Source organism: Streptomyces sp. NPDC104761 (assembly GCF_055583445.1).
On the sequence record NZ_JBVJNZ010000030.1, the window covers coordinates 1 to 24919 of the forward strand.

The window sequence follows — 24919 nt, forward strand, 5'->3', positions numbered from 1 at the left end:
AAACGCCCGGTTACATTCCGAACCCGGAAGCTAAGCCTTACAGCGCCGATGGTACTGCAGGGGGGACCCTGTGGGAGAGTAGGACACCGCCGAACTCCCTTTAGAGCTCTGGCTCTTGGGCAACTAGCCCAAGAGCCAGAGCTTTTTTGCGTTGAGGTAGGGTCAGGGGGCAAAGTTGGCTCGTTTCCCACCACAGGAGGCCCCCGGGTGGAGGTACAGGAGACGCGTGTCCAGACGGACCGTGTCCTCACCATCCCGAACATCCTCAGCATGGCGCGTCTGGTCGGCGTACCCGTCTTCCTGTGGTTGGTCCTCAGGCCCGAGTTCGGCGGGCCCAAGAGCGACGGCTGGGCGCTGCTGGTGCTGCTCTTCAGTGGCGTCAGCGACTACCTGGACGGCAAACTCGCCCGGCGCTGGAACCAGATCAGCAGCCTCGGCCGGCTGCTGGACCCCGCCGCGGACCGGCTCTACGTGCTGTCGACGCTGGTGGGACTCACCTGGCGCGAGATCCTGCCGCTCTGGCTCACAGCCGCGCTGCTCCTGCGTGAGCTGGTTCTGCTGGTGATGGTGGGGATCCTCCGCCGGCACGGCTATCCGCCACCCCAGGTGAACTTCCTGGGCAAGGCCGCGACCTTCAATCTGATGTACGCGTTCCCGCTGCTCCTGCTCAGTGACGGAAGCGGCTGGATCTCGTCACTCGCTGCTATTTTCGGATGGGCGTTCGCAGGGTGGGGTACAACCCTCTATTGGTGGGCAGGAGTGCTCTACGTGGTGCAAGTCCGCCGCCTCGTCCGCGCGGACGCCACAGCCGATTGAGCTCGGCGATTGTCCGGACCTACTGGCCCTCGATTGGCTTCGATGGCCCGCTGCGGAAAAGTGCGGGACAATCTGGACGGGTGAAGTCGGCTAGACCGTCATCTCTTAGAGGAGGACGCTTCCGACATGAAGGCCGTCGTGATGGCCGGTGGTGAAGGCACACGCCTTCGCCCCATGACCTCCAGCATGCCCAAGCCACTCCTTCCGGTCGTCAACCGGCCGATCATGGAGCATGTGCTACGGCTGCTCAAAAGGCATGGGCTCACCGAGACCGTCGTCACTGTGCAGTTCCTGGCATCGCTGGTCAAGAACTACTTCGGGGACGGCGAGGAGCTCGGTATGGAGCTCACCTATGCCAACGAGGAGAAGCCACTCGGTACAGCCGGAAGCGTCAAGAACGCCGAAGAGGCGTTGAAGGACGATGCTTTCCTCGTCATCTCCGGCGATGCGCTGACCGACTTCGACCTCACCGAACTGATCAACTTCCACAAGGCGAAGGGCGCGCTCGTCACGGTCTGCCTGACGCGTGTGCCCAATCCGCTGGAATTCGGTATCACCATCGTCGACGAAGAGGGCAAGGTCGAGCGCTTCCTCGAGAAGCCGACCTGGGGCCAGGTCTTCTCCGACACGGTGAACACGGGCATCTATGTCATGGAGCCCGAGGTATTCGACTATGTCGAGGCCGACGTTCCCGTCGACTGGTCCGGTGACGTCTTCCCTCAGCTGATGAAGGAAGGCAAGCCCATCTACGGCTACGTCGCCGAGGGCTACTGGGAGGACGTCGGTACCCACGAGTCGTACGTGAAGGCGCAGGCCGACGTCCTGGAGGGCAAGGTCGACGTCGACATCGACGGCTTCGAGATATCCCCGGGCGTATGGGTCGCCGAGGGTGCCGAGGTGCATGCGGACGCCGATCTGCGCGGGCCGTTGTACATCGGTGACTACGCCAAGGTCGAGGCCGGCGCGGAACTCCGGGAACACACCGTCGTCGGATCCAACGTCGTCGTGAAGAGCGGCGCCTTCCTGCACCGGGCCGTGGTCCACGACAACGTGTACGTCGGGCAGCACAGCAATCTGCGCGGCTGTGTCGTCGGCAAGAACACCGACATCATGCGGGCCGCGCGGATCGAGGATGGCGCGGTCATCGGTGACGAGTGCCTGATCGGTGAAGAATCGATCGTTCAGGGCAATGTCCGGGTCTATCCCTTCAAGACCATCGAGGCCGGCGCCTTCGTCAACACGTCGGTGATCTGGGAGTCCCGCGGACAGGCTCACCTGTTCGGCGCCCGGGGCGTCTCCGGGATCCTGAACGTCGAGATCACGCCGGAACTGGCCGTGCGGCTGGCCGGCGCGTATGCGACCACCCTGAAGAAGGGGTCCACCGTCACGACGGCCCGTGACCACTCCCGTGGTGCCCGTGCGCTCAAGCGGGCGGTGATCTCCGCGCTTCAGGCGAGTGCCATCGACGTACGCGACCTGGAGAACGTGCCGTTGCCCGTGGCCCGGCAGCAGACCGGGCGGGGCAGCGCCGGCGGGATCATGATCCGGACCTCGCCCGGGGTGCCGGACTCCGTCGACATCATGTTCTTCGACGGGCAGGGCGCCGACCTCTCCCAGGCCAGCCAGCGCAAGCTGGACCGGATCTTCGCGCGGCAGGAGTACCGGCGCGCGTTCCCGGGTGAGATCGGCGACCTCTACTTCCCGGCGAGCGTCTTCGACTCGTACACAGGGTCGCTGCTGCGGAACGTCGACACGACCGGGGTCGCCGAGTCGGGCCTCAAGGTCGTCGTGGACGCCTCCAACGGCAGTGCCGGCCTCGTACTGCCGAGCCTGCTCGGCAAGCTCGGTGTGGACTCGCTGACCATCAACCCGGGCCTGAACGAGGCGAGGCCCACGGAGACCGCAGACCAGCGGCGGGCCGGGCTGGTACGGCTCGGCGAGATCGTGGCGTCCTCCGGGGCCGCGTTCGGTGTGCGGTTCGACCCGGTGGGTGAGCGGCTGTCCCTGGTGGACGAGAAGGGCCGCATCATCGAGGACGACCGTGCGCTCCTGGTGATGCTCGACCTGGTCGCCGCCGAGCGGCGCAGCGGCCGGGTGGCGCTTCCGGTCACCACGACCAGGATCGCCGAGCAGGTGGCGGCGTACCACGGCACCCAGGTCGAGTGGACGACCACCTCTCCCGACGACCTCACGCGCGTGGGGCGCGAGGAGGGCACCATCTTCGGAGGTGACGGCAAGGGCGGGTTCATCGTCCCCGAGTTCAGCAGCGTCTACGACGGCACGGCCGCGTTCGTACGCCTGATCGGTCTGGTGGCGCGGACGCAGCTCACGCTCAGCCAGATCGACGCCCGGATTCCGAAGGCGCACGTCCTGAAGCGGGACCTGGCCACACCGTGGGCTGTCAAGGGCCTGGTCATGCGGCGTGTCGTGGAGGCGGCCGGAGACCGGTTCGTGGACACGACCGACGGGGTGCGGGTCGTCGAGACCGACGGGCGCTGGGTGATGGTGCTGCCCGACCCGGCCGAGGCGGTCACCCATCTGTGGGCCGAAGGGCCCGACGACGCGTCCGCGCAGGCTCTGTTGGACGAGTGGTCGGCCACGGTGGACAGCGCCGGACGGTAAAACCCCTGCACGCGGGCGTGCCGGACAGGTGTCCCCACGGGGGCCGGTCCGGCACGCCGGTGGGGCCGTTCGGAGGTACCGGCCGCAACGTGCGACGATGTGCGGCATGCCGCAGCAACCCCCCGTTCGGAGCAGCGCCGCCCGGCCGTCGCGCCCGGACGCCTCCATGTCGTTGATCACCAACGTCATGGACCACAGCCTGGACGACGGGTACGCCGAGGCGGCCGCCCGGAAGCGGGCCCGGGGGGAGGGCGGCGGCATGCCGAAGACCCTCCGGGCCAGGCTGGGCCTCGCCGGCGGTCTGGTGCTGGCGGCCCTGGTGGTGACCGTGGGAGCGGCGCAGGCGCGCGTGACGGCGCCCGTGGTGGCCAAGGAGCGCCAGGAGCTCATCGACAGGGTCGACCGGGAGACGGCGGCGGCCGACAAGCTGGAGAGCAGTGTCGACAAGCTCCGGGACGACGTCAGCGCCCGTCAGCGTGGAGCGCTGAAGGAGAGCGGCGGCAGCGGGCAGGCGGACCTGGTGGACGTCCTGTCGGGCGCCACGGCGGTGCACGGCCCCGGCGTGAAGCTGGTGGTGAACGACGCCAAGGAGGCCTCCTCGGGCGGCGACGCCGGCAATCCGCGGGAGACCTCCGGGTTCTCCGACACGGGCCGGGTGCGGGACCATGACCTGCAGCGCGTCGTGAACGGGCTGTGGGCCTCGGGCGCCGAGGCGGTCTCGATCAACGGGCAGCGGCTGACGGCCCTGTCCGCGATCAGGGCCGCGGGGGACGCGATACTTGTCGACAACAGGCCGCTGGTACCGCCGTACACGGTGCTGGCGGTGGGGGACGGGGAGAAGCTCGGTTCCAGGTTCCAGGACAGCCCCGACGGGGTGTACCTGCATGCCCTGGAGGAGAACTTCGACATCCGGGCGACGATCTCCACGGAGAGTGACGTCCGGTTGCCCGCCGCGCCCAGCGTGATCGTACGTACAGCACAGCCGTACACCGAGAAGACGGAGAAGGGCACATCGTGATCGCCGTACTTGGCCTCGTCGTGGGCGTCGTGGCCGGACTGTTGGTCCGGCCTGAGGTTCCGGCGGTCGTCGAGCCGTATCTGCCGATCGCCGTCGTCGCGGCGCTCGACGCCGTCTTCGGCGGTCTGCGGGCCATGCTGGACGGGATCTTCGACGACAAGGTCTTCGTGGTGTCGTTCCTGTCCAACGTGGTGGTGGCCGCGCTGATCGTCTTCCTCGGCGACAAGTTGGGGGTGGGCTCGCAGCTGTCCACGGGGGTCGTGGTGGTTCTCGGTATCCGTATCTTCTCCAACGCCGCGGCGATCCGACGGCACGTCTTCCGGGCGTGAGCGGCATGGGCGAGCACGAGAAGGAGCCGGAGCACCGGCTGCGCAGAGAACTCCCGGCCGAGGTGCCCCCCGCGGCGCCGGAGGCCGAGTCCGCCGTGCCGGAGCCGGAGGCCAGGGTGACCGGCCGGGAGAGGCTGGTCCAGGGGCTGTGGCCGCCACGCATGAGCAGGGCGCAACTGATCGTCGCCGTGCTGTTGTTCGGGCTCGGATTCGGGCTCGCCGTGCAGGTGGCGTCGAACAGCGACAGTGACAGCGCGCTGCGCGGAGCCCGGCAGGAAGATCTTGTCCGCATCCTCGATGAACTGGACCACCGTACTCAGCGTCTTGAGGACGAGAGGACAGGACTCGAGAAGCAGCGCCAGGAGTTGCAGAGCAGCTCCGACCAGGCGGCGGAGGCCCGCAGGCAGACGGCCGAGAAGGAGCGGCAACTCGGTATTCTCGCGGGCACCGTGGCGGCGCAGGGTCCTGGCATCACGATGACGGTCGACGACCCGAAGGGGACGGTGCAGGCGGACATGCTGCTCGATGCGATCCAGGAACTGCGCGCGGCAGGCGCGGAGGCGATCCAGGTCGACGGGGTCAGGGTGATCGCCGGCACCTACCTCACCGACTCCGGGAAGAGTGTCAGCGTCGACGGGAACAAGATCACCCAGCCCTACGTTTTCAAGGTGATCGGCAAGCCGCAGGACCTCGAACCGGCTCTCAACATCCCCGGAGGCGTAGTGCAGACCCTGGAGAAGGAGCAGGCGACTGTGACCGTCGAGCGATCCGCCAAGATCGTCGTGGATGCCTTGCGACCGGCGAAGCAGCCTGACTACGCTCGGTCGTCCTCGCAGTGAACCGGTGGTGCATGGGGGACGTCTGGCGAGGGCATGAGGATGCGGGGGGTCGGCGCACCGGGGAACCGGTGCGTGGTGGAAACTGTCTGGTGGATACGGACGTTGTGTGGTTGTCCGGGTCGGCCGGTTTATTCAGTCAGGGTTCGTCCTGCCCCACGGGCGGGTCTGTTTCGGTCAAGGGGAATCGCCCGTGAAGTTGTTTGCGAAGTTGTTCGGCAAGAGCGCGCGAGAGGGTAGCGACAACGCGACCGCGCGCCATCGGGCGCAGCCCGACGCGGAGGGCCAGCGCCCGCTGTTCCGGGACCAGGTGGCTGGTCCGGGGGGTGACATTTCGGGAGGTCAGGGCGCGCCGTCAGTTGACCCGTCCCAGTCCGGCGGCATAGGTTTCGGGCAACCGTCAACCTCAGGTGCGGGTGGAGGGTTCGCCTCCGGCCCGTACGCGTCCAACGCCCCGGCGGGGCAGCCGCGGCAGGAGGATCCGTCCATGTCGGCCCTGGTTTGTACGAGGTGCGGTAACCGCAACGCGGAGAACGCCCGCTTCTGTTCCAACTGCGGAGCCCCGTTGCGTGCGGGCGCCATCCCCGAGCGTGCGTCGGAGACGACGTCCACGATCTCGATCTCCGGCCTGGAGGCCTACGACGCCGAGGTCACCGGCCAGACCCAGATGCCGTCGCTCTCTCCCGAGGCGCAGGCGGCGGTCGACGCGCTGCCGCTCGGCTCCGCGCTGCTGGTCGTGCGCCGGGGCCCGAACTCGGGCAGCCGGTTCCTGCTGGACAGCGACCTGACCACGGCCGGCCGCCACCCGCAGAGCGACATCTTCCTGGACGACGTGACGGTCTCGCGCCGGCACGTGGAGTTCCGGCGCCAGCCGGACGGCTCGTTCACGGTGGCCGACGTCGGCAGCCTCAACGGCACGTACGTCAACCGGGAGCGCATCGACCAGGTCGCTCTGTCGAACGGTGACGAGGTCCAGATCGGCAAGTACCGGCTGGTCTTCTACGCGAGCCGGCAGGGCATCTGACCCTCCGGAGCTCGCCTGGAGGACCCAGGGAAGAAGGTCCATGCTGCACACACCGAGCGGCGGTACCGGTCACGGCACCGCCGCCACGGAAGCCGGGCTGATGAGCATCGGCACGGTGCTGAACGTGCTGCGCGACGAGTTCCCCGAAGTCACCATCTCCAAGATCCGCTTTCTGGAGTCGGAGGGGCTCATCGAGCCGCGCCGTACCCCTTCCGGGTACCGGAAGTTCAGCGCCGGGGACGTGGAGCGGCTGGGACACGTCCTGCGGATGCAGCGGGACCACTATCTGCCGCTCAAGGTCATCCGCGAGTACCTGGAGGCCATGGAGCGCGGCGAGGCCGTGCAGCCGCCCGTGCTGGGGCGGCAGCGGGACGGCGAGGCCGTGCCGATGGCCCCCGAGGCGCCCACGGTGGCGCGGATCGGCCGGGACGAGCTGCTCGCGGCCGCGGACATCGACGAGACCCGCCTCGCGGAGTGGGAGTCGTACGGACTGATCACTCCGCTGGAGGAGGGCGTCTACGACGCCGAGACGGTCACCGTGGCCTCGCTCGTGGCGGAGCTGGGCCGGTTCGGGATCGAGCCGCGCCATCTGCGGGCGATGAAGGCCGCCGCCGACCGGGAGGCCGGCCTGGTGGACCAGGTGGTGGCACCGCTCAAGCGCCACCGCAATCCGCAGACCAGGGCCCATGCTCAGGCCCGTACGAAGGAGCTGGCGGCGCTCACCGTGAAGCTGCACGCCGCGCTGGTGCAGACGGCGCTGGGGGTGCGGCTGCCGTGAGCACCACGACAGGGCCCGGGCGGAGGCCGGATCGGGCGCGCGTTCCGGGCCCGACTACCCAAACGTCCCGGGCACGGCCTAGGGTTGCTGTGTGAACGAGCTCGATGTCGTAGGTGTCCGGGTGGAAATGCCCTCCAACCAACCGATCGTGCTCCTGCGCGAAGTGGGAGGCGACCGTTACCTCCCCATCTGGATCGGGCCGGGGGAGGCGACGGCGATCGCATTCGCCCAGCAGGGCATGGCGCCCGCCAGGCCGCTGACGCACGACCTGTTCAAGGACGTGCTGGAGGCCGTTGGCCAGGAGCTCAGCGAAGTACGCATCACGGACCTGCGTGAAGGCGTCTTCTACGCGGAGCTGGTCTTCGCCAGTGGGGTCGAGGTGAGCGCCAGGCCGTCCGACGCCATAGCGCTGGCGCTGCGCACCGGAACGCCGATCTACGGCAGTGACACGGTGCTGGACGACGCGGGCATCGCGATCCCGGACGAGCAGGAGGACGAGGTGGAGAAGTTCCGCGAGTTCCTCGACCAGATCTCGCCCGAGGACTTCGGCACCAGCAGCCAGTGACCGACCGGCACGGCCCGTCATCCACCGCGAGGTCGGAGACGGGCCGGATCACGGCAGGTCACGGGCCGAAACTCATGGGCAATTGCCAGCGGCCATTGAGAGCGTCCTACGGCTTCCCGCCAGAGCATTCGGCTAGCCTTTCCCCGCGGTGGGGCACGGGAAACCACTCCTAGGGTGATTATCACTCGGCGTGCCGAGTGTGGCGATCGTTGACGCACCCCTGGTGACTGCCTACCGTCGAGAAGGCAGGTCAAGGACGGAGGTCGGCGTGAGAAGCAGCGGCGACGGTATGGCTGGGGGTGCCCCCGGACGCGGTTTCGGGGAGAGCGGTCCGTCCCCGCTTCACAGCAGCATTGCCGGTCACGCCCCGCAGCGGCCGACCGCAGTGCCGAGCGGCGGAGGGGCGGCGTCCATGGCCACCGAGGAGATCGGCTACCGCGGGCCCACGGCCTGCGCGGCGGCCGGCATCACCTACCGGCAGCTCGACTACTGGGCCCGCACCGGCCTGGTCGAGCCCAGCGTGCGGCCCGCCTACGGGTCGGGCACCCAGCGTCTGTACAGTTTCCGGGACGTCGTCGTCCTGAAGATCGTCAAGCGGTTCCTGGACACCGGGGTCTCCCTCCAGAACATCCGCACCGCCGTCCAGCACCTGAGAGAACGCGGTTTCCGCGACCTGGAGCGCATGACCCTGATGAGCGACGGTGCCACGGTCTACGAGTGCACCTCGCCCGACGAGGTGCACGCCCTGCTCCAGGGCGGTCAGGGCATCTTCGGGATCGCGGTCGGCGTGGTGTGGCGGGACGTGGAGAACGCGCTCTCCCAGCTGCACGGCGAACGCGTCGACACCGGCGAGACGCTCGTCGGCCACAACCCCGCCGACGAACTGGCCCGGCGGCGCAACCGGGCGGTCTGAGGGCTTGCGGTCAATGCCCCGGCACGGGAAACGGTGCCGGGGCATTGTCAGTGGTGTGGTGCAGCATCGGAGATGTGAGAAACGCGCCCACGATCCTGCATCTCGACATGGATGCCTTCTTCGCCTCGGTGGAGCAGGCGTCCAAGCCGAGCCTGCGCGGGAAGGCCGTGGTCGTGGGCGGGCTCGGCCCGCGCGGTGTGGTGGCCACCGCGTCCTACGAGGCCCGGGTGTTCGGGGTGCACTCCGCGATGCCGATGGCCCAGGCACGGCGGCTGGCGCCGAACGCCGCGTATCTGGTGCCGCGCTTCGGGCTGTACCGGTCGATCAGTGAGCAGGTGATGGGGCTGCTGCGTGGCCTCTCGCCGCTCGTGGAGCCGCTCAGCCTGGACGAGGCCTTCGTCGATCTGGAGGCCGGTGCGGTGGCCTGGGACGCCGCGTCCGCGCAGCTGGTGGGGGAGAGGCTGCGCGCCGACATACGGTCCGTCACGGGGCTCTCCGGGTCCGTCGGGCTCGCCGCCTCCAAGATGCTCGCGAAGATCGCCTCCGAGCAGGCCAAGCCCGACGGGCTCGTGCTGATCGAGCCGGGCACGGAGCGGGCGATGCTGGGGCCGATGACGGTGCGGACCCTGCCGGGGGTGGGGCCGGCGACGGGAGACCATCTGCGGCGGGCGGGGATCACCACGGTCGACGACATCGCCGAGGCGGGCGAGGACGAGCTGGTACGGCTGCTGGGCAAGGCCCACGGACACGCGCTGTACGCGATGGCGCTCGCGCACGACGAGCGGCCCGTGGTGGCCGAGCGGGAGGCCAAGTCGGTGTCCGTCGAGGACACCTACGACGTGGACATCCACGACCGGCTGCGGGTGGGGATGGAAGTGCAGCGGCTGGCCGACCGGTGTGTAAGGCGGCTGCGGGGGGCCGGGCTGTCCGGGCGGACCATCGTGCTGAAGGTGCGGCGGTACGACTTCTCGACGCTCACCAGGTCCGAGACGCTCAGGGGGCCGACCGACGACCCGGCGGTGGTGCGGGAGGCGGCGGCGCGGCTGCTGGACTCGGTGGACACGACGGGGGGTGTACGCCTGCTGGGGGTGGGGGTGACGGGGCTGGCCGACTACACGCAGGAGGACCTGTTCGCGCAGGCGGCGGCCGGGGAGGGGGCGGCGGAGTTCACAGCGGAGGACGAGGCTGCGGAGCCGGTCACCGAGGAGCAGGCGGCTGCCGAGCGGCGGTGGCCCGCGGGGCACGACGTGCGGCACTCCGAGTACGGACACGGATGGGTGCAGGGGAGTGGGCTGGGGCGGGTGACGGTGCGGTTCGAGACGCCGGGGTCGGTCGGGCCGGGGAGAGTGCGGACGTTCCGGGTCGAGGATCCCGAGCTGGAGCCCGCGGAGCCATTGCCGTTGGTGCCGGGGAGTCCGGCGGACGGCGTGCGTGCGTGACCGCGGGTGGAGCTGGGCGGGGGTGGGGACGCTTACCGGCCCATCGCCCCAGCGGCACGACTGCCCGCAGCCATGTGCTTCGGCCGCGTCGGCCTCACGCGCCCGCGTCCTCCGTTCCCGCCAGCTTGCCGAAGTCGTGGTCCGGATGGTCCTGTGGCGGGGCGCTCGTGTCCAGGCCGTAGTGGTGGTAGAGCTGCAGCTCCTGTTCGGGGGAGAGGTGGCGGCCCACGCCGAAGTCGGGGGCGTCTTTGATCAGGGCGCGGTCGAAGGGGACCTGAAGAGTGCCCTCGACCAGTTCGCTGGGTTCCAGGGGGACGAAGGCGTCCCTGGAGAACAGGCCGGTGCGTATGGCCGCCCACTCCGGCACGCCCGTCGCGTCGTCGAGGTACACCTCGTCGATCGTGCCGATCTTCGTGCCGTTGCGGTCGAACGCCTTGCGGCCGATCAGGTTGCGCGGATCGATGTCGGTCTGCACGGGCCCTCCACTTGGTCGCAACTCATCCGTAAGCACTACAAAAGAGCACATTGAAGGAGGCGGCCACTCGAAGGCTCCGGTGTTGCCCCCGCTGGTAGGCTGACAGCGGCTGCTGACCCCGTGCGGGAGAGTCCTCCGGGAAACCGGAGGCGCCGAAGGAGCAAATCCTCCCCGGAATCTCTCAGGCCCACGTACCGCACGGACGAGGTCACTCTGGAAAGCAGGGCGGATGTCGACGGTGTCCGCTCTCACCGACGGTGCAAGCCGATGGCCCGCTAGGGCGCACCGGCGAAGCTCTCAGGTCAGATGACAGAGGGGGAGGCCGTCGGGGTACCCGTGCCGGGGTACCCCTCGAAGGTCGCGTCAGACCAGGAGGCCTCCGCAATGACCGCCCAGCGCATCCCGCTCTCCGAACTCGAGCAGGGTATTCCCTTCGAGCAGCGCCATATCGGCCCCGACCACGAGGCGCGGGCCAAGATGCTCGCCCAGGTCGGCTACGGCTCGCTCGACGAGCTGACCGCCGCCGCCGTGCCGGACGTGATCAAGAACGCCGACCGGCTCGACCTGCCCGGTGCCCGCACCGAGGCCGAGGTGCTGGCCGAACTGCGCTCCCTGGCCGACCGGAACCAGGTGCTCGACTCGATGATCGGCCTGGGGTACTACGGGACCTTCACGCCGCCCGTCATCCTGCGCAACGTGATGGAGAACCCCGCCTGGTACACGGCCTACACGCCGTACCAGCCGGAGATCTCCCAGGGGCGCCTGGAAGCGCTGCTGAACTTCCAGACCGTGGTCGCCGACCTCACCGGGCTGCCCACCTCCGGTGCCTCGCTGCTCGACGAGGGCACGGCCGCCGCCGAGGCGATGGCCCTCTCGCTGCGCATGGGCAAGAACAAGAAGGGCGTCTTCGTCGTCGACGCGGACGCGCTGCCGCAGACCGTCGCCGTGATCCAGACCCGGGCCGAGCCCACGGGCGTGGAGGTCGTGGTCGCCGACCTCACCGACGGCATTCCGGCGGAGCTCGCCGGGCGGGAGATCAACGGGGTGCTCGTCCAGTACCCCGGCGCCTCCGGTGCCGTACGCGACATCAAGGCCGTCGTCGAGCAGGCGCACGAGGTGGGTGCGCTCGTCACCGTCGCCGCCGACCTGCTCGCGCTCACCCTGCTGACCTCGCCCGGTGAGCTCGGGGCCGACATCGCCGTCGGCACCACCCAGCGGTTCGGTGTGCCGATGGGCTTCGGCGGTCCGCACGCCGGTTACATGGCGGTCCGCGAGAAGTTCGCGCGCAGCCTGCCCGGGCGCCTCGTGGGTGTCTCCGTGGACGCCGACGGGAACAAGGCGTACCGGCTGGCGCTGCAGACCCGCGAGCAGCACATCCGGCGGGAGAAGGCCACCAGCAACATCTGCACCGCGCAGGTGCTGCTCGCCGTGATGGCCGGCATGTACGCCGTCTACCACGGGCCCGAGGGGCTCAGGGCCATCGCGCAGCGGACGCACCGCTACGCCACGATCCTCGCCGCGGGGCTCACGGCCGGCGGTGTCGAGATCGTGCACGGCGCCTACTTCGACACCCTCACCGCGCGCGTGCCCGGCAAGGCCGCCGGGATCGCCGCCGCCGCCCGCGAGGCCGGTGTCAACCTGCGGCTCGTCGATGCCGACCACGTCTCCATGGCCTGCGACGAGACCACCACCCGCGCCCAGCTGAGCGCCGTCTGGACGGCCTTCGGCGTCAAGGGCGACGTCGAGGCGCTGGACGCCGTCGTCGAGGACTCGCTCCCCGAGGCGCTGCTGCGCACCGACGGCTACCTGACCCACCCCGTCTTCCAGCAGCACCGCTCCGAGACCGCGATGCTCCGCTACCTGCGCAGGCTCGCGGACCGGGACTACGCGCTGGACCGCGGCATGATCCCGCTGGGCTCCTGCACCATGAAGCTCAACGCGACCACCGAGATGGAGCCGGTCACCTGGCCCGAGTTCGGCCAGCTGCACCCGTTCGCGCCCGCCGAGCAGGCGCAGGGCTACCTGACCCTGATCCGGGAGCTGGAGGAGCGGCTCGCCGAGGTCACCGGCTACGACAAGGTGTCCCTGCAGCCCAACGCCGGATCGCAGGGCGAGTTCGCCGGCCTGCTCGCCGTGCGCGCGTACCACCGCGCCAACGGCGACGCACAGCGGACCGTGTGCCTGATCCCGTCGTCCGCACACGGCACCAACGCCGCCAGCGCCGTCATGGCGGGCATGAAGGTCGTCGTCGTGAAGACCGCCGAGGACGGCGAGATCGACGTCGCCGACCTGCGGGCGAAGATCGAGCAGCACCGCGACGAACTCGCCGTGCTGATGATCACCTACCCGTCCACGCACGGGGTTTTCGAGGAGCACGTCGCCGACATCTGCGCGCAGGTGCACGAGGCCGGCGGACAGGTCTACGTCGACGGCGCCAACCTCAACGCCCTGGTCGGCGTCGCCAAGCCGGGCCACTTCGGCGGCGACGTCTCCCACCTCAACCTGCACAAGACCTTCTGCATCCCGCACGGCGGCGGCGGTCCCGGTGTCGGTCCGGTGGCCGTACGGGCGCACCTGGCGCCGTACCTGCCGAACCACCCGCTGCAGCCGGCCGCCGGCCCTGAGACGGGTGTCGGGCCGATCTCGGCCGCGCCGTGGGGCTCGGCGGGGATCCTGCCGATCTCGTGGGCGTACGTCCGGCTCATGGGCGGCGAGGGACTGAAGCGGGCCACCCAGGTGGCCGTGCTCAGCGCCAACTACGTCGCCAAGCGGCTGGAGCCGCACTTCCCCGTGCTCTACACCGGGCCCGGCGGCCTCGTCGCGCACGAGTGCATCATCGACCTGCGGCCGCTGACCAAGGCGACCGGCGTGAGCGTCGACGACGTCGCCAAGCGGCTCATCGACTACGGCTTCCACGCGCCGACGATGTCCTTCCCGGTGGCCGGCACGCTGATGATCGAGCCGACCGAGTCCGAGGACCTCGCTGAGCTGGACCGGTTCTGCGAGGCGATGATCGCCATCCGTGCGGAGATCGACAAGGTCGGAGCGGGCGAGTGGTCCGCCGCCGACAACCCGCTGCGTGGTGCTCCGCACACCGCCGCCGCGCTGGGCGGCGAGTGGAAGCACGAGTACAGCAGGGAGGAGGCCGTCTTCCCCGCCGGAGTGTCCGCCGCCGACAAGTACTGGCCGCCGGTGCGCCGGATCGACCAGGCCTTCGGCGACCGGAACCTGGTGTGCTCGTGCCCGCCGCTGGACGCGTACGAGGACTGACGCACAGGCATGACGCGAGAGGCCCCGCTTCGGCGGGGCCTCCCGTCTTCACGCCGGGTACGCGTGCGTCTGGGCCGCCTTCACCGTCGCCCAGACCGTGGCGCCCGGGTGCAGGTCCAGTTCGGCCGCAGCGACCGTGGTGAGGTCGGCGGCGAGGGCGAGTTCGCCGGTCAGGGCGGCGCGGATCTGGTCGCCGTGGGTCTCCAGGCCGGCGACCTCGCAGCGCCAGAGGTTGCGGGCGCTGGCGCCGGTGGGGCGGTCCCGGAAGAGGGTGACGGCGCTCGGCGGGAACGCGACGAAGACGTCACCTGTGAGGACTTCGGTGGTGGTGATCGAGGGGCCCGCGGCGAGGTGGACCGTGTGGCCCTCGGCCCGGCCCCGGTAGAGGTTGAGGCCGACCAGCTGGGCGATGTAGTCGGTGCGGGGGTGGCGGGCGATGTCGGCGGGCGTGCCCTCCTGGACGACCCGGCCGTCCTCGACGACGATCAGGCGGTCGGCCAGCACCATGGCGTCCAGCGGATCGTGGGTGACCAGGACCGCGACCGCCTCGAACTCGGCCAGGTGGCGGCGGAGTCGGGACCGTACCTCCAGGCGGGTGCGGGCGTCGAGGGCGGCGAGCGGTTCGTCCAGGAGCAGCAGGCGGGGGCGGGTGGCCAGGGCGCGGGCCAGCGCGACGCGCTGGGCCTGGCCGCCGGAGAGGCGGCGGGGTTTGACGCCGGCGTGTTCGGCGAGGCCCATGCGGTCCAGCCAGGCGGCCGCCTGGGCGCGGGCCTCGGCCTTTGTCGCGCCGTGGCAGCGGGGGCCGAAGGCGACGTTGTCGAGGGCCGTGAGGTGAGGGAAGAGGAGGTAGTCCTGGAAGACGACGCCGACCGGGCGGGATTCGGGGGGTGTCCGGTCCAACTCCGTGCCGTCGAGGCGCAGGTGGCCGGTGGTGAGGGGGGTGAGGCCGGCCAGGGCGCGCAGGGCTGTGGTCTTTCCGGCGCCGTTGGGGCCGAGGAGGGCGACGACCTCGCCGGGGGCGGCGGTGAGGGTGATGTCCAGGTGAAAGGTGGGGCGGGTGACGACGAGGTGGGCGTGGAGGGCGGTGTCCTTCGGGTGCGGGTGCGGGTGCCGGTGCGTGGTGACTGCCCGGCCTTCGGTCGGGTCCGGGTTCCCACCCGCACCACGGTGGGGCTGCTGAGCGCCGCCTGCCGCCGAGGGAGACCTTGCGGGGGGCTGTGCCTCGTCTGCTGCCGTGCGGTTCGGGTCTGTCATCGGGGCGTCGTCCACCAGGTCGTCCTCATGATGCCGTCATCCAACGATCCCGCAACGCCGCCAGTACCGCGATCGACACCGCCAGCAGCACCAGGCTGAGCGCGATCGCCGCGTCGGGGTCGTTCTGCAGGGCGAGGTAGACGGCGAGCGGCATGGTCTGGGTGCGGCCGGGGAAGTTGCCGGCGAAGGTGATCGTCGCTCCGAACTCGCCGAGCGCGCGGGCCCACGCCAGGACCGAGCCGGCCGCGATGCCCGGGGCGATGAGGGGGAGCGTGACCCGGCGGAACGCGGTGAAGCGGGAGGCGCCGAGGGTGGTGGCCGCCTCCTCGTAGCGGGGGTCGGCGGCGCGGAGCGTGCCCTCGACGCTGATCACCAGGAAGGGCATGGCCACGAAGGACTCGGCGACGACCACGCCGGTCGTGGTGAAGGGCAGGGTGATGCCGAACCAGGAGTCCAGCCACTGGCCCACCACCCCGTTGCGGCCGAGCGCGAGCAGCAGGGCCACACCGCCCACCACCGGGGGGAGGACGAGGGGGAGGGTGACCAGCGCGCGGACGAATCCCCGGCCGGGGAACTCCGTGCGGGCCAGCAGCCAGGCCAGGGGGACGCCCAGGACGAGGCTGACGGCCGTCGCCGCCGTGGCGCAGACGAGGGAGAGCTGGAGGGCCTGCCAGACCTCCGCGCTGGTCAGCAGGGACGGCAGGCCGCGCCAGGGGGCCCTGACCAGCAGGGCGACCAGTGGCAGGAGCAGGAAGACCAGAGCCACCGCTCCGGGGAGGAGGAGCGGTAGCGGTACGGCGGTCCGAACGCGCCGGCGCCGCGGACCGCCCGTGAGGGTGCCGGCCGCGGCGCCGGACTCGTCGGTCCTCGTCACGGCTTGAGGAACCCTGCGTCGTTCAGCACCTGCTGGCCCTCGGCGGACTGCACCAGCGCGATGAACGCCTTGGCCACCGTGGGGTTCTGGGCGTTCTTGAGGAGGGCGATCGGGTAGTCGTTGATCGCGTCGGCGGACTCGGGGAACTCCACGCCCTCGACCTTGCTGCCGGCTGCCTTCACGTCGGTCTGGTAGACGACCGCCGCGTCGGCCTCCTTCAGGACCACCTTGTTGAGGGCGGACTTCACGTCCTCTTCGTAGGAGACCGGGGTGAGCTTGAGCTTGCCGGCGTCCAGGGCCTTCTGCGCGGCGGCGCCGCACGGCACCGTCTTGTCGCACAGCACGACCTTCAGCGACGACTTCGTCAGGTCCTTCAGGGAGGAGATCTTGTCGGGGTTGCCCGGCAGGGTGGCGATCTCCAGCTGGTTGCGGACGAAGGTGGCCGGCGGGGTGGCGGTGTCCTTCTGGTCCGTCACTATCGCCATGGTCTTGGCGCTCGCGGCGGCGAAGACGTCGGCCGGCGCACCGCTGGTGATCTGTGCGGCCAGGGTGTCGCTGCCGCCGAAGCTGAAGTTGACCTTGGTGCCCGGGTGGGCCTTCTCGAAGTCGGCCTTCAGGGTCGTGAAGCTCTCCTGCAGCGAGGCCGCGGCGAACACGGTGATCGAGCCCGACAGCTTGGGCGTCGCCGCCGCCGACGTGTCCGACTTCGTCGTCGCCGACGAGCCGTCGTCGGAGGAGGAGCAGGCGCTCAGGGCCAGCAGGGCCGCGACCGAGGCACCGGCCACCTGGAGCGTCCGCCGGGTCCGGCGCACGGAACGGGTCATCACGAGTGAACTCCTCTGGATCCTATGGTCAATCTGTCGCGCCCTGCTGCGACCTGTGTATCAGTCCGCGTGGCGATGATACTGCCGCAACTGCCAGGCGTAAGTCTTCTGTCACATCGCATGAGCTGCGTACTTTCAGACTGGGGCTGGCATGTGCGTTTGTACGGTGGTCTGCCGCGGGTACCGTCACCCGGGGAGGTGGCCGCACATGACGCTCGCCGAACTCGTCCTCACCGGAGACCTCGCACGACCGGCCCGGCTGACCGTGCCCGATCTCCTGCGCTGGCCCCAGCAGCGGGTGCGCGTCAGCTTCGAGTGCGCCACCAGCGGAGCCCGGCACCACGCCTTCACCGGACCGCGGCTGTACGACGTCCTCACCGCCGCCGGACCCGGATTCGACCCCGGCCGGCGCAAGGACCGGCTGCGCTTCCTCATCGCCGTCTCCGGCGCCGACGGGCACCACGCGCTGCTCTCCTGGGCCGAGATCGACCCCGACTTCGGCCACGCCCCGGTCCTGCTCGGCGTCGGCATCGACGACACCCCGCTGGACCGGGCGGGACCGCAACTGGTGCTGCCGCAGGACCGCTGCGGGGCCCGGCACGTCAGCGGCATCAGGGAGATCCGGGTGGACGGGGGCTACGGCGGCTGCCATCCAGTGCCCGCCACACCCGGTCGCGCGTCAGCGGCAGCTCCGTGAACCGGATGCCCGTCGCGTCCCGCAGCGCGTTGGCCGGCGCCGGGGCGACCGGGTTGAACGGGCTCTCGCTCATCGACTCGGCGCCCAGCGGCCCGATGGCGTCGGTGGTCTCCGTCAGGTGCACCTCGGTGCGCGAGATGTCGGCCTACTGCGGCAGCCGCGCACTGGTCGAGGCCGTAGCTCGCAACGTGTGCGCGGTGCTGCCGAACACCCTGGAGACCTTCCCGGCCCCGTACGGCTGTAGGCCGCCCGCACGTCGGCGGGCACCCCGGTGACGGGACCTGTGGGCCGCCCTGCTGTGCAGGTGACCCGTCAGACGCGGTCGATGTGCACGTTCGTCGACTTCACCCGGGCGGTGGCCTCCATGCCGACCTCCAGGCCGAGTTCCTCGACCGCCTCCCGCGTCAGGAGGGAGACCAGGCGGTGCGGGCCGGCCTGGATCTCGACCTGGGCGGCGACGTCGCCGAGCTTGATCGCGGTGACGATGCCGGGGAAGGCGTTGCGGACCGAGGTGTAGGAGGTGTCCTCCTCGGCGGTGCCGGCCTTGGCCAGTTCGACGGAGAACGCGGCGAGGTCCGTGCCGTCGATGAGCCGCCTGCCGCCCTCGTCGCGGTGGGTGGCCATCCGGCCCGCGTCGGCCCAGCGGCGGGCGGTGTCCGGGCTGACGCCGAGCAGCCGTGCCGCCTGGCCGATCGTGTAGGAGGGCATGGGCTCACCATAGGGCCGGGTGGCGGGGTGCGAGGACGTGGGGTCGCCGGTCAGGTGAGGCCGGACGCCTCCAGGACCGCGCGTGCGTTCGTGTCGTCGATCTCGTGGCCGAGCCGTGCCAGTACCTCGGTGCCGCGGCGCAGGGTGCCCCGCTCAAGGGAGCGGCGGACGCCGGTGTCCAGTTCGTGCCAGAGCAGGGGATTGGCGTGTAGGACGCCCGGGTCGAGCTCCAGCCGGTTGCCCCGGGTGTCGCGCAGGACCAGATGCGCGGCGACGTCCCCGTACTGGCCGACGGAGACGAGGGAGTCGGTGCGGACGGTACGGCGGCGCAGCGGGCCGCGGACGGCCAGCCAGCCGGGGCCCGCCGTGACGCGGGCCGGCAGCAGCATGACGAGGATCGCGGCCGACAGGGTGACCCAGAGCAGGGCGCGGGCCGGGGTGAGGGTGCCGGCGTCCCAGTCCACGACGAACGTCAGCCCGCCGAAGCCGAGGGCGGACCACACGGCCAGGCGTGCGCCGCCGCGCCAGGTGCGGTCACCGGCCGCCCGGCCCCTGGGTCTTCTGTCCTCCATGGGGCCGACGGTAGGGCGCGGTGGTGGCGGGGGAGCGACCGCTGACAGGGTTCTTATGCGGACCGAGCGGTTATTGACGGGATTCTTACGCCCCGGCCCCGTGCCCTCTGTCCTCTGCCCCGCGCGCTCTGTCCTCTGCCTGGTGCCCCGGTACTTGGTGCCCGGTACCTGGTGACCGGCCCTCAGCCCGTGTGGACCCGCGGCCGTCGCTCGCGGTCCGGCTCCGCCTCGCGCAGCACCTCCCGGGTGACCGGGGCGACCTCGCCCTGGCCGAAGAGGAAGAAGCGCAGGAAGTTGGCGAACGGGCTGCCCTCGGTCCACTCGAAGTAGATGTGCGGGATGCAGCCGGTCTCGTCCCGGACGTGCAGCAGCAGCGCGGCCAGGGCGTTGGGGATGGAGGCGGACTCCAGGGTCAGCACGCGGTAGCGGTTGTGCAGGACCTCGCCGCGGACGGTCAGGCCGGCCTCGAACTCGGAGGGGTCGGTGACCGTGACCTCGACGAAGACGAAGTCCTCCTGCTCGGGCATGTCGTTGTCGGCGCGGATCTGCTCGATCTTGTCGCGGTACTCGGCCTTGTCGCGCCGGTCCGGCTCGTTGGCGATGAACCGCATCTTGCGGCTGGCCATGTCGCGGATGAATCGTTCCGCCATGTCATCGAGGACCACGCTCGTCACGCGCAGCTCGAAGGCGCGGGCGAGGCGGGAGAGCAGCGAGACGAGGATGATGCCGACGATGAAGCAGGCGCCGATCTTCACACCGTCGGGGCGCTCGATGACGTTGACGACGGTCGTGTACAGGAAGACCGCCGCGATGATCCCGAACCCGATCGTCCACTTCCGCTGTCCGGCCTTGCGGGAGGCGATGGTCACCGCGACCGCGGCGGAGCTGATCAGCACCAGCACGCCGGTGGCGTAGGCGCCACCCTGCGCGTCGACGTCGGCGTCGAAGATCCAGGTCACCAGGAAGGCGATCAGCGTGAAGACGATGACCATCGGGCGCACCGCGCGGGCCCAGTGCGGGGCCATGCCGTAGCGGGGCAGGTAGCGGGGCATCAGGTTGAGCAGGCCGGCCATCGCGGAGGCGCCGGCGAACCACAGGATGGCGATCGTGGAGACGTCGTAGACGGTGCCGAAGGCGTTGCCGAGGTACTCGTGGGCCAGGTAGGCGAGCGCACGGCCGTTGGCGCTGCCGCCCGACTTGAACTCGTTCTCCGGGATCAGCAGCGTGGTGATGAAGCTGGTCGCGATCAGGAAGCAGCTCATGATCAGGGCGGCCGTGGTGAGCAGCTTCTTGGTGTCCCGGATCCGGCCGGTGGGCTGCTGCTCGGTGTCACCCGGCTCGCCCTTGACGTGCGGCATGACGGCGACGCCGGTCTCGAAGCCGGACAGGCCCAGGGCGAGCTTCGGGAAGACGATCAGGGCGACGCCGACCATGACGAAGACGTTGCCGTGTTCCTGGGTGAGGGCGCTGCTCCAGTCGGTGATGACGTGCTCGGCGGTGATGACGTGGTAGAAGCCGACGATCACGACGACGACGTTGAGCGCGAGGTAGATGCCGACCAGGGCGACCGCGACCCCGATCGCCTCCAGGAAGCCCTTGAGGAAGACCGCGCCGAGCAGGGCCACCAGGAACAGCGTGATGACCATCTGCTTGCCCTGCAGGAAGTCGGTCAGGTGCGGGTTCTCCACCAGGTGGGTGGAGGCGTCCGCGGCCGACAGGGTGATGGTGATCAGGAAGTCGGTGGCGGCGAAGCCGAGCAGGGTCAGCACGAAGAGCTTGCCCTGCCAGAAGGAGAGCAGCCGCTCCAGCATGGCGATGGAGCCCTCGCCGTGCGGACTCTCCTCGGCGACGCGGCGGTAGACCGGCAGGGCGCCGGCCAGGGTGACGATGACGAGCACGATGGTCGCGATCGGCGACAGCAGGCCGGCCGCCAGGGCGGCGATGCCGGGCTGGTAGCCGAGGGTGGAGAAGTAGTCGACACCGGTCAGGCACATCACCCGCCACCAGCGCTGGCCCTGGTGCGGGGGTTCGGGCTGTGCGTGGGGGCCGGTGTGGCCGCCGCCCTTGCCCATGTCGGACAGCCCCTCCAGCATCCAGGCGCGCAGGCGACTGGGAGGGGGGTGTTCGGTCGTGGCCATGGGGTCGGCTCCTGGTGTCCGGCGCGGTGAGGTGCGGCGCAGTTCGATTCCGGCCATCACGCGGACGGCGGCACCAGCGTAAGCAGAGAGTGACGCGTGGGCCCACGGATCGGGAGGTCCTGGGCGTCAAGCTTGCGTTAAGAATGCCCTGGCAGGCGGTGGTCGGGCAGCAAGAAAGGGTGGCCCGGAGGCCGCGGGGGGACGTTGGGCTGTACGGGGGGCGGCGAGCGGGTGCCGGGTTCCGGACACCGAGCGTTATCCCGTACGAGGGCCAGGCATCACGTCTTCGGGGGCGCGTCGAACCGCAGCGGACCTCGCCTGGTCGGCCCCTCCCCGACGGGCTTCTGACAGGGCACACGTGCGGCGTCAAGGTCCCGTCAAACCCGGCTGAAGGGACGTCAGGGGCGTATCAAGGCCGATCGTCCATGGCCGGACGCGATCGCAGACTGACCGGTACGGGGGACGGGCGACCGTCCGTGGCGGGTACCTGGGAGGGGACCGTGACCATCACGGCCGGCACAGCACACAGACCTCAGGCGGGGACTGTCGAAGAGCCACCGGCCACGGTGGTCCCGCCGCCCGTACCGGCCCCGGGACCCGACAGGAGCCCGGGGGAGCGGATCGTGGCCGCGCGGGCCGCTCTGCGCCGCCGTCTCCGGTCGACCGTACCGGCCCGGCTGCGCCTCCTGCGCGCGGCCACGGTCCTGCTCGCCGTCGCCCTGGGCGTCCTGCTGCTCGTCGCCGGCCTCGCCGCGAACGGCACCTGGGACGACGTGGCCGACCGCGACGCCCCGCGCACCACGAGCGCGGCCGGCCTCGACCTGGCCCTCAACGACATGGTCGCCCAGGCCGCCAACATCCTGCTGTCCGGCGACGGAAAGGGCGAGCTGGCGACCCCGCACGCCAAGGCGGTCACCAAGTACGCCGACGCCCGCCGCGAGATCGGCCACGACCTGCGCACCCTCGCGGCCGCGGCGCAGGGGAACCGTGCCGACGAGAGGACCGTGGAGGCGATCACCGACGACTTCGCCGAGTACCAGGAGCTCATCGGCCGGTCCCTGGAGAACGACCGCCACGCCGACGGCGGACCGGACGCGCTCACCGACTACCGCGACGCCACCGGGCTGCTGCGCGACAGCCTCCTGCCGGACGCCCGGAAGCTGGTCTCCTCCAACGACGCGGCCTTCGACTCCCACTACACGACGGCCCGTTCGGCGCTGTCCGCCCAGCTTGCCGCCGTCGCCGTCCTCGGCCTGCTGCTCCTCGCCGTCCTCGGCGTCCTGCAGTGGTACCTGGCGCGCCGCTTCCGCCGGATCCTCAACCCCGGCGTCCTGGCCGCCACCGCGTGCACCCTGATCGCCGTCACGCTCGGCGCCCAGCTCCTCTCGGCCTCCGCGGCGCATCTGAAGGTGGCCCGGCGCGACGCCTTCGACTCCGTCGTCGCCCTCTCCCGCGCCCGCGCCGTCGCCTACGACGCCAACGCCGACGAGAGCCGCTACCTCCTCGACCCGCAGCGCCGCACGCAGTACGCCGGCTCCTTCCTCGCCAAGTCCCAGCAGCTGTACGGCATCCAGGGCGCCACCCTGTCCACGTACGACGCCGGCCTCGCGACCAGCTGGCGGGCCTACCGCGCCGACCCCGCCGCCCCGCGCTTCACCGGCGAGTTCCGGCGCGAGCTGGACAACATCACCTTCCCCGGGGAGCGCGCCGCGGCCGAGAGGACGGTCGACGCGTACGCCGTCTACCAGCGCGACGACCGGAAGATCCGCGCGCTGCTCGCGGCCGGGAAGGAACGGGAGGCGGTGGACTTCTGCATGGGGTGGGAGCCGGGCACGTCGAACGCGCACTTCGGCGCGTGGATGGTCGCGCTGGAGGAGGTGACGGACATCAACCGCGCCCACTTCGACCAGTCGGTGGCCGCGGGCCGCGGCGAGCTGACCGGCCGACTGCCCTGGGCCTGTGGGCTGTTGTTGCTGGCCGTGGGGCTGACGGGGCTGGGGCTGCGGCCCCGGCTGGCCGAGTTCCGCTGACCGGAAGCTACGCGTCCGCCAGCCGTGCCTCCTCCAGGTCCAGGGACCGCTGGAGCCGCCTGCGGGTCGTGTCGCTGATCGTGTGCTCGTCGTACAGCCGCCGCAGCTCCGCCGCCTCCACCGCGATCAGGTCGCGGCGCAGCTGCCGGTAGACCAGGTCGGCCGACTCGACCGTGCTGTCGGTGAGACGGTCGCGGGCGTCGTCGAGACGGGCGTTCAGGCCGCGCCGGAGCCGGTCGAGGACCACGTCCGGTACGGCCTCCAGTTCGGACAGCTCCTCCAGGCGCCGGATGCCCGCGTCGGCCAGCCGGCAGCGGGCGGTGGCCTCCTCGCGCTCGGTGTGGTCCGGCTCCAGGGCGATGCCGGAGCGGCGCACCACCGAGGCCAGGGAGAAGCCCTGCACGACCAGCGTGACGACCACGACCGAGGTCGTGAGGACCAGCACCAGCGGCCGTTCGGTCAGCGCCGAGCCGTCCTTCGCCGTCACCGGGATCGACAGCGCGGCCGCCAGCGGCACCACCCCCCGGGTGCCGGCCCAGGTCAGCACCACCGGCACCCGCCAGTTCGGCCGCTGTATGCCGCCCTTGCGCTGCACGACCGCCGACAGCGGCGCCAGCCACAGCAGCCGCACCGCGATCAGCGTGCCGGCCACCGCCAGCGCGTACAGCGGCCAGGCCCGGTCGCCGTCGGACAGCGCCCGCACCTGGGCCGGCAGCGCGAGCCCGATCAGGCTGAAGACCACGCTCTCCAGCAGGAAGACCACGGTGCCGTAGACGGCGTGCAGCTGGAGCCTGATCCGGGCGTTGGTGAGCCGGTCGCCGCGGCCGCCCAGGACCACGCCCGCCACCACCACCGACGTGACCCCCGAGGTGTGGGCCGCCTCCGCGAGGACGTACGCCGCGTACGGTGTGACCAGGGAGATCACCGTTTCCAGGACCGGATCCTCGGTGCGCCGCCTGATCACCGTGACGACCGCGGCGACCAGCGCGCCGATCAGCGTGCCGCCGCCCGCGAGCAGCAGGAACTCGCCGCCCGCCGCCCCCCAGTTCGCCGCCGCCGAGGCCACCGCGACGCTCACCGCGACCCGGTAGAGGACCAGCGAGGTCGCGTCGTTGAAGAGGCTCTCGGCCTGGACCAGCATCTGCACCCTGGGCGGCAGGGCGAGCCGGCGGCCGAGCGCGGTCACCGCCACCGGGTCGGTGCTGGCGAGGATCGCGCCGAGCACCAGCGCCATCCGCCAGGACAGCGGGGTGACCAGGGAGGCGACCGCGCCGACGGCCGCGGCCGAGGCGAGCACCAGGCCGACCGCGAGCACGCTGACCGGCTTCCACACCGCCCGCAGCTCGCGCCAGGAGAGTTCCTCCGCGCTGGCGTAGAGCAGCGGCGGGAGGACGACCAGGCCGATGACCTGCGGGTTGATCTGGATCGTCGGGGTGCCCGGCAGCAGGGCCACGGCGAGGCCCGCGACGACGAGGAGGGAGGGGGCGGGAATCCGCCACCGGCGGGCGAAGGTCGCCACCACCGTGGCCAGAACCACGAGTGCGAGAACCGTACCCACGCTGCGCATGCCGTCCCCCTGGGGCCCTAGCGGAAGCCACTGTGACTCCCGGCCGACCAGACTTCCCGGCACACCGCCTTCACCCTATCGGGCCGAGGGCCGTCAAGACAGTGTCAACGTCCTCGTCAGCGGCGCCAGAGACGCGTCAAGAGGCCGGACCCGCGGCCCCGCGGCGCGCT

The 24919-nt window shown here is 70.8% G+C and carries 21 protein-coding genes, 1 rRNA gene, 1 pseudogene and 1 riboswitch; of the genes and pseudogenes, 14 read left to right on the plus strand and 9 right to left on the minus strand.

The window, feature by feature from the left end; all coding sequences use genetic code 11:
• The 11 genes from rrf to ACZ63F_RS41700 form a co-directional block, all read left to right on the plus strand.
• Positions 1-95, plus strand: a 5S ribosomal RNA gene (gene rrf, locus ACZ63F_RS41650); the annotation flags it as partial.
• 112 nt (positions 96-207) lie between these two features.
• The gene (locus ACZ63F_RS41655) at positions 208-816 is read left to right on the plus strand and encodes a CDP-alcohol phosphatidyltransferase family protein (RefSeq protein ID WP_361305935.1); all 609 of its coding nucleotides are present in this window, start codon (positions 208-210) and stop codon (positions 814-816) included.
• A 126-nt stretch (positions 817-942) separates the two neighbouring features.
• The gene (locus tag ACZ63F_RS41660; protein WP_390644327.1) at positions 943-3438 is read left to right on the plus strand and encodes a sugar phosphate nucleotidyltransferase; all 2496 of its coding nucleotides are present in this window, start codon (positions 943-945) and stop codon (positions 3436-3438) included.
• Between the two features lie 106 nt (positions 3439-3544).
• Entirely contained in the window at positions 3545-4456 is a 912-nt protein-coding gene (locus ACZ63F_RS41665; RefSeq protein ID WP_390644328.1) for a DUF881 domain-containing protein, read from the plus strand.
• Positions 4453-4785 carry a small basic family protein gene (locus tag ACZ63F_RS41670; RefSeq protein WP_046727248.1) on the plus strand — a complete coding sequence of 111 codons (333 nt, stop codon included), beginning with the start codon at positions 4453-4455 and terminating at the stop codon, positions 4783-4785. The genes ACZ63F_RS41665 and ACZ63F_RS41670 overlap by 4 nt, the downstream gene beginning before the upstream one ends.
• Positions 4786-4790: 5 nt before the next feature.
• The gene (locus ACZ63F_RS41675) at positions 4791-5624 is read left to right on the plus strand and encodes a DUF881 domain-containing protein (RefSeq protein ID WP_469719143.1); all 834 of its coding nucleotides are present in this window, start codon (positions 4791-4793) and stop codon (positions 5622-5624) included.
• Positions 5625-5814: 190 nt separating this feature from the next.
• Positions 5815-6645, plus strand: coding sequence for an FHA domain-containing protein (locus ACZ63F_RS41680; RefSeq protein WP_469719145.1), 831 nt, complete (start codon positions 5815-5817; stop codon positions 6643-6645).
• A gap of 40 nt (positions 6646-6685) precedes the next feature.
• Positions 6686-7423, plus strand: a complete 738-nt coding sequence (ftsR, locus tag ACZ63F_RS41685) for a transcriptional regulator FtsR (RefSeq protein WP_469719147.1) — start codon at positions 6686-6688, stop codon at positions 7421-7423.
• A gap of 91 nt (positions 7424-7514) precedes the next feature.
• On the plus strand, positions 7515-7988 hold the full coding sequence (locus tag ACZ63F_RS41690) for a bifunctional nuclease family protein (protein WP_189316188.1): 474 nt from the start codon (positions 7515-7517) through the stop codon (positions 7986-7988).
• 268 nt (positions 7989-8256) lie between these two features.
• Positions 8257-8901, plus strand: coding sequence for a MerR family transcriptional regulator (locus tag ACZ63F_RS41695; RefSeq protein ID WP_351961192.1), 645 nt, complete (start codon positions 8257-8259; stop codon positions 8899-8901).
• Positions 8902-8975: 74 nt separating this feature from the next.
• Positions 8976-10340 carry a DNA polymerase IV gene (locus tag ACZ63F_RS41700; RefSeq protein WP_469719149.1) on the plus strand — a complete coding sequence of 455 codons (1365 nt, stop codon included), beginning with the start codon at positions 8976-8978 and terminating at the stop codon, positions 10338-10340.
• A gap of 94 nt (positions 10341-10434) precedes the next feature.
• Here the strand turns inward: ACZ63F_RS41700 and ACZ63F_RS41705 are convergent, their stop codons facing one another.
• On the minus strand, positions 10435-10815 hold the full coding sequence (locus ACZ63F_RS41705) for a PRC-barrel domain-containing protein (protein WP_352365318.1): 381 nt from the start codon (positions 10813-10815) through the stop codon (positions 10435-10437).
• A gap of 113 nt (positions 10816-10928) precedes the next feature.
• A riboswitch (glycine riboswitch) is annotated at positions 10929-11022 on the plus strand.
• A gap of 177 nt (positions 11023-11199) precedes the next feature.
• Here ACZ63F_RS41705 and gcvP point away from each other — a divergent pair.
• The gene (gcvP, locus tag ACZ63F_RS41710) at positions 11200-14085 is read left to right on the plus strand and encodes an aminomethyl-transferring glycine dehydrogenase (protein ID WP_469719151.1); all 2886 of its coding nucleotides are present in this window, start codon (positions 11200-11202) and stop codon (positions 14083-14085) included.
• A gap of 48 nt (positions 14086-14133) precedes the next feature.
• Here the strand turns inward: gcvP and ACZ63F_RS41715 are convergent, their stop codons facing one another.
• Genes ACZ63F_RS41715 through modA form a run of 3 tightly spaced genes read right to left on the minus strand, consistent with a single transcriptional unit; the run spans position 14134 to position 17037 of the window.
• Positions 14134-15339 (minus strand): ABC transporter ATP-binding protein, encoded by a 1206-nt coding sequence (locus ACZ63F_RS41715; protein ID WP_469719152.1) that lies wholly within the window; start codon positions 15337-15339, stop codon positions 14134-14136.
• A 25-nt stretch (positions 15340-15364) separates the two neighbouring features.
• Positions 15365-16213: a molybdate ABC transporter permease subunit gene (modB, locus tag ACZ63F_RS41720; protein ID WP_469719153.1), complete on the minus strand. Its 849-nt coding sequence runs from the start codon at positions 16211-16213 to the stop codon at positions 15365-15367.
• Positions 16210-17037, minus strand: coding sequence for a molybdate ABC transporter substrate-binding protein (modA, locus tag ACZ63F_RS41725; RefSeq protein ID WP_469719155.1), 828 nt, complete (start codon positions 17035-17037; stop codon positions 16210-16212). Before modA ends, modB begins: the two co-directional genes overlap by 4 nt.
• A gap of 208 nt (positions 17038-17245) precedes the next feature.
• Between modA and ACZ63F_RS41730 the strand changes: the two genes are divergently transcribed.
• Positions 17246-17734, plus strand: a complete 489-nt coding sequence (locus ACZ63F_RS41730) for a molybdopterin-dependent oxidoreductase (protein ID WP_469719156.1) — start codon at positions 17246-17248, stop codon at positions 17732-17734.
• Here the strand turns inward: ACZ63F_RS41730 and ACZ63F_RS41735 are convergent.
• The 4 genes and pseudogenes from ACZ63F_RS41735 to ACZ63F_RS41750 form a co-directional block, all read right to left on the minus strand.
• A pseudogene (locus ACZ63F_RS41735) lies at positions 17649-17879 on the minus strand (hypothetical protein); the annotation flags it as partial. The gene ACZ63F_RS41730 and the pseudogene ACZ63F_RS41735 overlap by 86 nt on opposite strands.
• Before the next feature lie 167 nt (positions 17880-18046).
• A complete protein-coding gene (locus ACZ63F_RS41740; protein WP_390644338.1) occupies positions 18047-18442 on the minus strand; it encodes a TOBE domain-containing protein in 396 nt (131 codons plus the stop codon).
• A gap of 50 nt (positions 18443-18492) precedes the next feature.
• Positions 18493-19014 carry a hypothetical protein gene (locus ACZ63F_RS41745; protein ID WP_469719158.1) on the minus strand — a complete coding sequence of 174 codons (522 nt, stop codon included), beginning with the start codon at positions 19012-19014 and terminating at the stop codon, positions 18493-18495.
• Positions 19015-19196: 182 nt separating this feature from the next.
• Positions 19197-21152 (minus strand): APC family permease, encoded by a 1956-nt coding sequence (locus ACZ63F_RS41750; RefSeq protein ID WP_469719159.1) that lies wholly within the window; start codon positions 21150-21152, stop codon positions 19197-19199.
• Positions 21153-21775: 623 nt separating this feature from the next.
• On the opposite strand from ACZ63F_RS41750, the gene ACZ63F_RS41755 reads away from it, so the two are divergent.
• On the plus strand, positions 21776-23182 hold the full coding sequence (locus ACZ63F_RS41755; protein ID WP_469719161.1) for a hypothetical protein: 1407 nt from the start codon (positions 21776-21778) through the stop codon (positions 23180-23182).
• 7 nt (positions 23183-23189) lie between these two features.
• Here the strand turns inward: ACZ63F_RS41755 and ACZ63F_RS41760 are convergent, their stop codons facing one another.
• A complete protein-coding gene (locus ACZ63F_RS41760) occupies positions 23190-24749 on the minus strand; it encodes a Na+/H+ antiporter (RefSeq protein ID WP_469719162.1) in 1560 nt (519 codons plus the stop codon).
• Between the last annotated feature and the right edge of the window lie 170 nt (positions 24750-24919).

Coding starts and splice junctions, on each gene's coding strand:
- ACZ63F_RS41660 (WP_390644327.1), top strand. CDS start 943: ATGAAGGCCGTCGTGATGGCCGGTGGTGAAGGCACACGCCTTCGCCCC.
- ACZ63F_RS41665 (WP_390644328.1), top strand. CDS start 3,545: ATGCCGCAGCAACCCCCCGTTCGGAGCAGCGCCGCCCGGCCGTCGCGC.
- ACZ63F_RS41675 (WP_469719143.1), top strand. CDS start 4,791: ATGGGCGAGCACGAGAAGGAGCCGGAGCACCGGCTGCGCAGAGAACTC.
- ftsR (WP_469719147.1), top strand. CDS start 6,686: ATGCTGCACACACCGAGCGGCGGTACCGGTCACGGCACCGCCGCCACG.
- gcvP (WP_469719151.1), top strand. CDS start 11,200: ATGACCGCCCAGCGCATCCCGCTCTCCGAACTCGAGCAGGGTATTCCC.
- ACZ63F_RS41715 (WP_469719152.1), bottom strand. CDS start 15,339: ATGACAGACCCGAACCGCACGGCAGCAGACGAGGCACAGCCCCCCGCA.
- modA (WP_469719155.1), bottom strand. CDS start 17,037: ATGACCCGTTCCGTGCGCCGGACCCGGCGGACGCTCCAGGTGGCCGGT.
- ACZ63F_RS41730 (WP_469719156.1), top strand. CDS start 17,246: ATGACGCTCGCCGAACTCGTCCTCACCGGAGACCTCGCACGACCGGCC.
- ACZ63F_RS41740 (WP_390644338.1), bottom strand. CDS start 18,442: ATGCCCTCCTACACGATCGGCCAGGCGGCACGGCTGCTCGGCGTCAGC.
- ACZ63F_RS41745 (WP_469719158.1), bottom strand. CDS start 19,014: ATGGAGGACAGAAGACCCAGGGGCCGGGCGGCCGGTGACCGCACCTGG.
- ACZ63F_RS41750 (WP_469719159.1), bottom strand. CDS start 21,152: ATGGCCACGACCGAACACCCCCCTCCCAGTCGCCTGCGCGCCTGGATG.
- ACZ63F_RS41760 (WP_469719162.1), bottom strand. CDS start 24,749: ATGCGCAGCGTGGGTACGGTTCTCGCACTCGTGGTTCTGGCCACGGTG.